The organism is Evansella tamaricis, assembly GCF_019042215.1.
Taxonomy (GTDB): domain Bacteria; phylum Bacillota; class Bacilli; order Bacillales; family Salisediminibacteriaceae; genus Evansella; species Evansella tamaricis.
The window spans coordinates 1-10,197 of the sequence record NZ_JAHQCS010000150.1 but is presented as its reverse complement, the minus strand read 5'-3'; the positions used below and the strand labels follow the sequence as shown (position 1 = coordinate 10,197).

Sequence of the window (10,197 nt, the reverse complement as noted above, 5' to 3'; positions counted from 1 at the left end):
AATACAAAGCGAAATGGTATGGTAAAACAATCGTGAAAATAAGCAGATGGTTTCCGTCTAGTCAAATATGTTCCGATTGTGGACATCAAGATGGCAAGAAATCTCTTGAAATAAGGGATTGGACTTGTCCTGTTTGCAACGAACATCACGATAGAGATATAAATGCCAGCAAAAATATCCTAGCCGAAGGTTTAAGAACCTTAGTTTTGGCTTAAACAAAAAAATAGAACCGTAGGAATCTACGGGGATAGCTTGGTCAATAAGAGAAACCTCTGTTGGCAAAGAAATACGCTAACAAGTACGCTCTATTCCCAAGAATCTCCCACTTCTAACAACCCGAAAGGGTGTTAAGTGGTGAGTAGTTCAAAAATGACCAAAAATGAGTGTAAAGATAGGTGAGAGGGAACGGTTATGCAAAAATGGGGAGTCATCATATTACTTATAGTTTCTATTGGGTCGGTGTTTTTCGGAAGGTTTTATTACGAGGGAAAACTGACAGCTATTGCGGAAACAGCCCAAATTCAGCACCGGGAATTTGTGGAGAACGAGATACAGCAGCGGGCTGCAGCGGAAGAGGAAAAGCGTCAACAGGAACAGCAACGGTTTCTGGAGCTTACCGAGGGTCTGGAAACAGCTATTGTGGACCAAATCCAACCACTTTATTTTTCCGAGGAGTTGGAAGAAGGGGAGAAAATCAAGATTCTTGCGTTCGGGTCCCGGGCACTGGTGGATTCGGTAAACGAAGGGATCACGCCCTGGCCGGTACTGCTGGAGGAACGCTTAAATGCAGATTATGGCCGGGAACTGTTTCAAGTGGAAACAGTCTCCCTTGGCGGTGCAACGAGCATAGAAGTAGTACAAGAAGGATTACACCTAGATGCGGTTGCCACCTACGGGGATTTGGATATCATCTTGTTTGAACCGTTCGTCTGGAACAGTAATTCCGGAGTGGATATTATCCATACGATCGAAAGTATGGAGATGATCATGGGGGCTTTCCTGAGGGAGAGGGAGGATCTGATCGTTTATATTCAGCCTTCACCGCCGGTATTTAATACGCAATTCTACCCACTTCAAGTGGAAGATCTGAAGGAGTATTCTGTCCAGGCAGGACTTAACTATATCGATCACTGGCAGGAATGGCCTGGGGTGGAGGATGAGGAACTGCGGGAGTATGTTCATGAGGAACACAACGTGCCAACACAAGCGGGGCATGAATTGTGGAGCAAGAGTATCAGTAAATTGTTTAGGAATGAAGTGCTGGAAGACTAATGCTTTACATTCGGGAAAAATAGAGTGACGTTGCTTGAAAAAAAACGCATGGTATACGAATGGCTCGGCCATTGGTGGTGACGTTGTCATACCGTGGGAGCATTCTATATCATGCGTTTTTAGGATATTATTTGTCTGTGAATTGAAGTAAGTGAGCGGAATAACCCATATGACAATTAGGGCATTGGAATGGAAAAGAAACCTTTGGATTTAAGGATGCTGCCCGAATGTCCGGGCTGTTTTTCCCGTAAACATCTTTAGCGATCTGATTCCATTCGGTGTAACTCGTTTTTTCGTTACAGGAAGGACAAATGACATGAGAACGTTGTTCGATTCTTTTCTGTGTAAAAAGACTAATTGGCATTGGATTCACCTCACTACACCATAACTATTTTTCGACAAACAAAAAAATCTTTCGACATCTCTTCGGAAAAATAATACCATAAACGAACGGAAAAAATATGTCTTTTCTTTGAACATTCAACAAAGAAAACCAATGTCCTGTACTTGGGAAAAGATGAATGTGAAAAAAGAAGCATACATAAGGATAAATTTCCCAATTTTCTCATCCTTATATGGCTGCATCTCAAATCTCTTCCCTTCTCTTCTTTTGATAAAATCTTGTGGTCATGAGAAGATAGAGTGGAGGAAAAAGGAAAGGGGAAGGTGATGGAATGTACGATGATCTGCAAATTTGGAAAGAAGAATTAGAAACCAAAAAACAAGAGATCTTAGACCGGAAAGAAAACATTGAGAGAATGTTGGAAAAGTACAGAAACCGATTCAAGATAGTGTCATCCATAAAAAAAGAGGAACAGTTCCAAATCGCTGAAAAACTTCAAACCGAAGTTTACCAGTATGAGCGGGAGTTGGAAGAATACCTTGAAAAACACAATCCCGAATTAGTGGAGATCGAAGCCCTTCTTAAGAAAATCAACAAGGAACTGGAAAAGTACTAGAAACTTTTGATGAAAAGCTAACAGTACCTATACTCCGTTCACGATAAAACAATAAAAAAGAAGGGATCCTCGGGGGAGAGTGAGGTTACTAGCTAAAATGCCTAACACTCCACTACACCCTTTGGATCAACCTTCTATGTGTGATATTATTTCAATGGGTAAGTTACTTTCTTACTGATTAATTCGTCCTGCACCAAGGTAACGTTGGCTCCAGTATGAATTACTCATCTTCGTAATCGTTACACCAGTTGAAGATCCAGCGTGAAGGAACTCTCCATTTCCAAGGTAAATTCCAGCGTGTGATGGACCAGGTGCATACGTTTCAAAGAAAACTAGATCTCCCACTTGAGGTGTAGAAACTCGAGTTGTTGCACTGTGGATCGTTGCAACGGTTCTTGGAATGCTGATTCCATGTTGTGCAAATACATATTGAAGGAATCCGCTGCAGTCGAATCCTGCTGGAGTACTACCAGCCCATACGTAAGGAGTTCCAATTAAACTTTTCCCTGTATTTATAACGGCATTCAATGTACTTGAAGCCGAGTTTGTAGGGTTACTGACATGACCTGCTGAAACGTTTGATGAACCTGAACTTGCAGTTGTGTTATTTAAAGCACGGAACGTTTGCGGTCCAGCAATTCCGTCAACCGTGATTCCTGCACTTCGTTGGAAACTTCTCACGGCATCTCTTGTGATCGTTCCGAAAAATCCAGTGGATGTATGGTGTGTAAAATGACCCCGTTGTCTTAATGCTTCTTGTAATGCCACCACATCGTCTCCGCGCATTCCTTCTCTTAAAGTGCGTGAAAACTGACTAGTTGCACTTGTTTGCTGCACAGAACTGTTTGATGAAGTGGAAGTTGATGAATTAGATCCTGTTAATGCTCGGAAAGATTGTGGGCCAAAGATACCGTCCACTGTAATACCGGCATCCCGTTGGAAACGACGAACGGAATCCGTTGTGATCGTGCCAAAAAATCCTGTAGAGGTGTGGAAAGTGAAATATCCCCGTTGTCTTAAGGCTTCTTGAAGCTCAACAACATCTCCATGTCTCATACCTTCTCGTAATGTCTGATCCCCTAATGCTGCGTCTGCATTGTCTGGTAAAACAAATAAAGCGCCAGCTAATGCCAATGTTAAGACGTATTTCTTCATGATGATTTCCTCTCCTTTAAATCGTGATGTCTGTTTGCTCTAATAGAAGTGTAGACTAGTAATCTACTTTGGACAATACGATTTGGTAGAAAGACAAGAAACGTTAACGCTTCTGTTACGTAGAAGAAATAATACAGGAAAAACATTCCCCAGTTGGAAAAATTATCAGTTCATAAACAGGGCCTGTAAGTGATGAAATCATTGGCTTTTTGAAGGAATCCTAATATCCTTTGCCCAAAGTGCCGGTCTTTCTAATATTCTATCAATCAGAATAATTAGTCCAAGTGAAAAAGCGCTCTTATTCTTCTCAAAAATTTACAAAACGAAGAAGTGTTGTATAAAATAATAGTAGGGAATTTTTCATCGTTTTTTCTAAGGGATGTGAAGAATCGTAGAGAAAGAAAACGAGTCAAAAAACGAGTCGGAAAAATGCAAAAAAGTTAAAAAAGCACACTGGTTTTTTCAAATAGGAGGGGTATATGAATGAATAGGATACGTAGCATGTTATTTTTCGCTATCTTAACGGGTCTTGTCATCGGATGTTCGGACGAGGAGCAGGTTAATCCGGAAGATTCTCTTGTCTCTTACGTGGAGGCGTGGGAAGGGCAAAACTACGATGCGATGATAGCTGATTTGGATGAGGAGTCGCAGGCAGAGTTGGAAGGATTGGATTATGTTCTACAAGAAAGAATGGAAAAGGTGCATGAGGATTTAGGGGTGCAAACCATTCAAGTGGAATTTGAATCCCGTGACTTTGAGGAAGAAGAAGTGGATTTGGACGAAGTGGAGGAACTCGTTTATCCAGTGGAGGTTCAGATGGACTCCATAGCCGGAGATATCCAATACTCGAGCGAAGTGGTACTTGTTAAAGAAATAAAGATCGACGGGGACGATGAGGTGGAAGAATGGAAAGTGGCGTGGCATCCTTCCCACTTGTTTATGGGTCTTGAAACGAATGAGGATAAGCTGGACATCAGCTCAGAATATCCAAATCGTGGGGAAATCTTCGACCGAAACGGTAAGAAACTGGCGGTTAATGGGGAAGTCTACAATACTGGTTTCGTTCCCGATAGGACGGAAGACTTTGATGGAGCAACAGCAGCATATGCAGAGTTATTAAATTTAGATGTGGAAGAAGTTCGACGGCTTGCGGGCCGCTATCCAGACAATCCCGATTGGTTTGCAGATATTCAGCGAATTGCCTTAAATGATCTAAGAAGAGATCAACTCCTTGATATCCAAGGTGTTCTCTTGGACCGGGTGGAAGGAAGGGAGTATCCATTTGGAGATGTATCTGGTCACTTAATCGGTTATGTTGGGGCGATTACGGCAGATGAGTTAGAAGAGCGGCCTGGAGAAGGGTATAATGCTCACTCGATAATTGGAAAACGTGGGTTGGAACTGGAACTGGAAGAACGTCTCCGTGGCGAGAGAGGAGTCACCATTTCGATCACCGATGATGAAGGAAATGTGAAACATGTTCTCAAGAGTTCTGCCCCAGTGGATGGAGAGAATATAACGTTAACGATCGATGTGGAAATGCAGAGGACACTTATTTCCACAATGGGCGAGGATGCGGGAACAGCTGTTGTGATGAATCCCACGACCGGGGAAGTTTTAGCTCTCGTAAGTGAACCGGCATTTGATTCCAACTTGAGATACCTTGGATTGAGGGATCCGAGAGCAGAAGGCATGGATAACACGGATGTCCTTTTCGATCGTCGATTCCAGAATAGGTATTCACCAGGATCTGTGTTCAAGCCGATTACAGCTGCCATGGGAATCGAGGAGGGAACACTAGATCCGGAGGAAGTTTTATCGATCGACGGAAAACAATGGCAGCCCGACAGCAGCTGGGGTAGTTATGAAATTACCCGTGTAAATGAAAATGTCTCTGATGTGAACTTGGAGACGGCGATGAAGTTTTCCGATAATATCTATTTTGCAAGACAGGCGTTAAACATTGGTGACAGTGCTATGGAAGAGTGGGCCGAATTATTTGGTTTCGGGGAATCGCTCCCATTTGGGTATCCCCTTTATACTTCAAGCATTGCCAATGATGGGCTAAATTCCGATATTCTGCTCGCGGATACAGGTTACGGGCAAGGGGAAGTACAAATGAATCCAGTGCACTTGGCGACCCTCTATACGATGTTTGTCAACGAAGGAAGTATTGTTAACCCACTGCTGTTTACTTCCGAACAACCTGGCATGTGGAAAGAGAATGTGATTTCTAGTGAAACAGCAGAAACGGTTTTAAACACATTAATCTCTGTCGTAGAGGATTCCGACGGCACAGCTTACCGTCCAGAAGCAAACCACAATCGCTCCATGGCGGGAAAAACAGGGACGGCGGAATTAAAAGAAAGTCGGGAAGTCACTGACGGGGAACAATTAGGATGGTATGTTGCTCTTGATTATGAAAACAAAGACCTGTTAGTTGCCATGATGATCGAAAACGTGGAAGGCCGTGGTGGCAGCGGATATACCGTTAACAAAGTCAACGAATTCTTAAATCGGATCGGGAATTGGTAGAACCGAACCGAGATGAATGAAAAGCTGTCAAACGAAATTGGTTAAGAAAAACAAAGATAAAAAGAAGGGAACGCACTTTGTCAATAGTGCGTTCCCTTTTTAAATAATACAAAAGTATAAGTTTTACTAATGTTGTCTAGTGCTGGGTTAAGAGTATTTATTTCAGCGGGCGCTACGGGAGCAGTGCTGCCCTTGAATACCTTGACGGACAGGACGTCCTAATATCGGGCATGCCACAGGACGTGGCGTTTTGCCAGATGGACGGACAGGACGTCCTAATATCGGGCATGCCACAGGACGTGGCGTTCTGTCCCGATGGATGGACAGGACGTCCTAATATTGGGCATGCCACAGGACGTGGCGTTTTGCCCGATGAATGAACACTTCTTCTAAAAACCACTAGCGGAAGCCACTAGATTTTCTTATTCTTCCTCAAAAATAGGCTCAATAGACAGGTTGTCAGTTAAGAGAACTTCCACCACCGTATCTTTCCCTGCTAATTCACCTTCCCATCCTGCAAACTGATAGCCTTCCATTGGAACAGCGGATATTTCTATTGGTTGCCCCATGAAGTAATTTCCTTCCCAAAGGGCAGTGTCGCTCACACCAGGGGTTTCCTCACTCACAATGATGGAATTAATCTGAACCAGTCCTTTTTCTGGATCAGTCTCCACCTGCACCGTTGCCGTATCCTCCAAGTTAAAGAAGGATTGGAGGTGCTGCCACTGATATCGTGGGCGTTCCTGGGCAAACTGCCTCATCACATCCACTTCCTGTTCCCACATTCCGTAGGAAGAAGGAATATTCCACCGGGCAATGTGCTCCGACATTTCCCCTTTGTAAATATCATAAATAGTCTCTAGCTCTTCCAGCACTCTCTCTGGCAAAAACGCTGTATTTAACTGATCGGAAAAACGTTGGATAAATTTTTCCCGGAATATTTCATTTTCAATCAAAGAGTGGAACAGAATCTGATAAGCCTCCTCCCCCACAAGTCGTATGAGAGCATTAGTGTCCATATTACTGCCACCAGCAAACCCTAACCCTGGCTGAACACCGAAACCATAATCTGTGTCAAACAGCATCCAACGCCACTTGCCGTCATGGCCAAACGGAACCTGTTCCTCTGTTTGTACATCTTCACTGATGTTATACCGCCACATCCTCACATTATTTTGCGGCCAATCCGTATTAGCGGAGTAGATCTGCGCCACATAATAATCGATGAAATTATCAATATCTATCTGTTCCGCCACATACGCATAATTTTCATGGGGACGGAGATCATTTTCTCGAACGAAGGACATTAAGTTCTCATAATGCTCGATTCCGTCCGGCGAACCATCATCCAATTCCCCGTCATTCCCGAGAATGGTCACCTGTTCCTGATTTAGCCCATACTGGTGGAGCAAATACCAGTCATCATACCGTTCTCGAATATTTTGAATTCCCCAGTACTCTCCATTTAAAAAGACGATGGCCGGTTGAAACGCCTGAGTATCCATCTTCAAATGATTTACGAGAGTTTGAATGAGCCCATCCCGAAACATCGTTCGATGAAAGTCATTTCCCGAGTTACGGAGAATCAGCCGTTTGTGGGCGAGATTATCCGTATCATGGAAGATGTCGTGGAAAATCAAGTTTGTCCCATAATCGGATCGGGCGTATAACCGGAGAGACTTTTGAGGACCTTCTCTCGTCCAGCCCCCATGAATGCGAACACCAATATTCTGGGAAAAACCGAGTGTTCCATCAGCTTCAAAAAACTCCATGTGAGATATCCCTTCCCAGTCCCTGCCACGATTGTCCCAATTTCCATTCACAAACAGTCCCGTTTCTTCGTGGAAAAAGGTGTCCCTGTGAGAGTTGATTGCAATTACTGGCAACGAATAGTCCTTGCTGATAAAAAAACTGTGGGTAGCTGTTTCCGTTGTCACTCCATCCCCTGATACAATGTTGGCACGGACGACAGTGGATTTTGTCACTAGTTCTGCCGGGGGCTGCCAAAACGTATAAGCCGAATCCAACGCCGTTCGAATCATGGAGAGAACATTTTCTTCGTTCGTTCTGTCTTGGATATAAATAGGTTCCGTATATTCATATGTATTTTCAGGATTTGATATTGGATCAGGCTCAGAACCATCCAATGTATAATAAATGTTGCTGTCAGTATATGGGGATGTTAATTCTAGGTGAAATTCCGAATCGTAAAAACCCCCTGGATGGGAAAAATGGGGTATAAGTTCAAAATCCGTCTCTGCGATATACGAATACCTTTCATAGATAGGTGTATAATCCACTATTGGATTTCCATTTAAATAAAGTCGTTCTTGGAGGTTAGATAGATTTGCAAGCGGTTGAATATTCGATATCCGATTATACCTCAAATTGATATCTGTTAAGGCGGTTAGATCCTGTAGCGGTGAGATATCTGTGACAAGGTTTTCCCGTAAATTTAATTCCTCGAGGCGTGTCAAGAAACCCAAGGCAGTAATTTCTTCTATTTGATTTCCCCGGAGGTTTAAATCTCTTAATTTGGGCAGACTAGTTAATACATCAACATCACGAATCCCATTATCCCGCAAATCTAGTTTTTCTAACGAAGTGAAGTGCTCTAAATCAGCAATATCTATAAGATTACTATTGCGGAGGGACAGAGATTCTATATCCTTTAATTGACTATGGCGAAACTCACCATCAGGATAGTCCAGTGCATTCCGAACAGCCTTTTCAAACACAGGATCTTGAAAAATGATTGGTTCATCAGAAATTTCTTCCTCATGAGAAGGAGCACTAGTTTCCTGTTCTGGAACGTTGATTGGCCTCTCGTCTAATCCAGGAGAATCAACGAGATAGAAAGCACCAATCCAGCCCCCAAGAAGAATGGGGAATAATATTATTATTATCTGTCTTCGCTTCTTATTGTTCATGGGATCCTCCCCTATGGTGGATTGGAGATTAGTGAAGATAAGAGTAAATCTACATTTTTATGAAAAATCTCTTTCTAGTATACCATTTCATGGAATTAATGCTTTAGTAGTTTAGGGATAAAGAAAAAGGCAGCTAATAGTAGCTACCTTAAAAGTTATTCTTACTTGAAATAATTAAGCACGCCATCTAAGATACCTTCAGCTGCTCTTTGTCTATAACTATTTTGCTTTAACTTCGCAGCATCACCTGAATGATCCATGAAGCCAACTTCTAATAGAGCACTTGGAATCCTTGTTTCTCTTATTACGTGGAAAGATTCTTGTGCAACCCTTCGATGAGTTGTTCCCATCTTTCTTACCACTGCATTCTGAAGAGAATGGGCTAATTTACTGCTGTTTTGTCCAGCATATCTGTTATTCCAAAATGTTTCAGTACCATTTGCAGTCCCATTAAAGGCATTCGCATGAACACTGATAAAGATGTCTGCATTTGAATTATTACCAATTGCAGCACGTTCAGCTAATGTTAAATAAACATCTCTCGTTCTAGTCATAATGACAGTTGCACCTTGAGCTTCTAGTAGGGCTTTAGTTCTTAAAGAAATATCTAGAACTAAATCACTCTCGCGCATACCATTAGCAATGGCTCCCGGGTCAGAACCACCATGACCAGCGTCTAATACTATGGTTTTTCTACTTAAAGGTCCTACAATTGCGCTATTAATCTTATTTAGTGTAATCTCATCGATTATACCACTTATAGGTAATGAATTTTCGGATTGAAACTCCATAACACGCCTTTCCGTAAATGAACCAAAATAAGAGGTTACAGAAATACCACTGTATCCCAGTTTATTTAATTTTCTTTTTATGTGTATTAAGTCTTCATGATGTCTACCTAACTGGAAAGGACTGTCTAAAATTTCATCTATTTTTGCTAATGTTACAATATCAGCTTTTCCATTAACATTAAGTCCATAATGTCTTTGGAATTGTTTAATGCGAGTAGTAGTAAAATCACCAAAATAATCTGTGAGTAATATACCACCAAAACCTAACCGGTCCAAATTAATTTTTAATGTAATTATCTCGGGGTGTCTATCCCCTAGTTGGAAATGTTTGGTTGTGTTCTTAAGAGTAAAAATTTTTACTAGAGTAGTATCATCAATGATTCCACTAATAGGCAAGCCAAAGTCATTTTGAAACTCCTTAACCCGACGTTCTGTGAAACTACCAAAATAGTCTGTTACGGTAATTCCACCATAACCGTTTGCGTTTAATATACGCTTAATCTCAAGAAGGTCCTCATGCCGTTTGTCGAATTGGAGTGGACTGTTAAAAACTTC

The 10,197-nt window shown here is 42.1% G+C and carries 8 protein-coding genes and 1 pseudogene; 5 read left to right on the top strand and 4 right to left on the bottom strand.

Features of this window, described 5'->3' with window-relative positions; genetic code table 11:
* Together KS419_RS18490 and KS419_RS18485 are read left to right on the top strand one after the other, a co-directional pair.
* Positions 1 to 215, top strand: a 215-nt coding sequence (locus KS419_RS18490) for a zinc ribbon domain-containing protein (protein ID WP_217065473.1), incomplete at its 5' end; no start/stop codon positions are given.
* Positions 216 to 411: 196 nt separating this feature from the next.
* Positions 412 to 1,272: an SGNH/GDSL hydrolase family protein gene (locus KS419_RS18485; RefSeq protein WP_217067870.1), complete on the top strand. Its 861-nt coding sequence runs from the start codon at positions 412 to 414 to the stop codon at positions 1,270 to 1,272.
* A 127-nt stretch (positions 1,273 to 1,399) separates the two neighbouring features.
* Here KS419_RS18485 and KS419_RS18480 read toward each other — a convergent pair whose 3' ends face one another.
* On the bottom strand, positions 1,400 to 1,636 hold the full coding sequence (locus KS419_RS18480; RefSeq protein WP_217067869.1) for a CpXC domain-containing protein: 237 nt from the start codon (positions 1,634 to 1,636) through the stop codon (positions 1,400 to 1,402).
* A gap of 289 nt (positions 1,637 to 1,925) precedes the next feature.
* Between KS419_RS18480 and KS419_RS18475 the strand changes: the two are divergent.
* Positions 1,926 to 2,231 (top strand): annotated as a pseudogene (locus KS419_RS18475) (hypothetical protein); the annotation flags it as partial.
* 171 nt (positions 2,232 to 2,402) lie between these two features.
* On the opposite strand, the gene KS419_RS18470 reads toward KS419_RS18475, so the two are convergent.
* Positions 2,403 to 3,386 (bottom strand): C40 family peptidase, encoded by a 984-nt coding sequence (locus tag KS419_RS18470; protein WP_217067867.1) that lies wholly within the window; start codon positions 3,384 to 3,386, stop codon positions 2,403 to 2,405.
* Positions 3,387 to 3,869: 483 nt separating this feature from the next.
* Here KS419_RS18470 and KS419_RS18465 point away from each other — a divergent pair, with 483 nt between their 5' ends.
* Both KS419_RS18465 and KS419_RS25350 read left to right on the top strand, forming a co-directional pair.
* Positions 3,870 to 5,921 carry a penicillin-binding transpeptidase domain-containing protein gene (locus KS419_RS18465; RefSeq protein WP_217067866.1) on the top strand — a complete coding sequence of 684 codons (2,052 nt, stop codon included), beginning with the start codon at positions 3,870 to 3,872 and terminating at the stop codon, positions 5,919 to 5,921.
* Positions 5,922 to 6,178: 257 nt separating this feature from the next.
* A complete protein-coding gene (locus KS419_RS25350) occupies positions 6,179 to 6,301 on the top strand; it encodes a hypothetical protein (RefSeq protein ID WP_281419848.1) in 123 nt (40 codons plus the stop codon).
* Between the two features lie 42 nt (positions 6,302 to 6,343).
* Here the strand turns inward: KS419_RS25350 and KS419_RS18460 are convergent, their stop codons facing one another.
* The gene (locus KS419_RS18460; protein ID WP_217067865.1) at positions 6,344 to 8,851 is read right to left on the bottom strand and encodes a CotH kinase family protein; all 2,508 of its coding nucleotides are present in this window, start codon (positions 8,849 to 8,851) and stop codon (positions 6,344 to 6,346) included.
* A gap of 161 nt (positions 8,852 to 9,012) precedes the next feature.
* Positions 9,013 to 10,197 (bottom strand): N-acetylmuramoyl-L-alanine amidase (locus tag KS419_RS18455; protein WP_217067864.1); only part of this gene is annotated, 1,185 nt, incomplete at its 5' end.

Coding starts and splice junctions, on each gene's coding strand:
- KS419_RS18485 (WP_217067870.1), top strand. CDS start 412: ATGCAAAAATGGGGAGTCATCATATTACTTATAGTTTCTATTGGGTCG.
- KS419_RS18480 (WP_217067869.1), bottom strand. CDS start 1,636: ATGCCAATTAGTCTTTTTACACAGAAAAGAATCGAACAACGTTCTCAT.
- KS419_RS18470 (WP_217067867.1), bottom strand. CDS start 3,386: ATGAAGAAATACGTCTTAACATTGGCATTAGCTGGCGCTTTATTTGTT.
- KS419_RS18465 (WP_217067866.1), top strand. CDS start 3,870: ATGAATAGGATACGTAGCATGTTATTTTTCGCTATCTTAACGGGTCTT.
- KS419_RS25350 (WP_281419848.1), top strand. CDS start 6,179: ATGGACGGACAGGACGTCCTAATATCGGGCATGCCACAGGACGTGGCG.
- KS419_RS18460 (WP_217067865.1), bottom strand. CDS start 8,851: ATGAACAATAAGAAGCGAAGACAGATAATAATAATATTATTCCCCATT.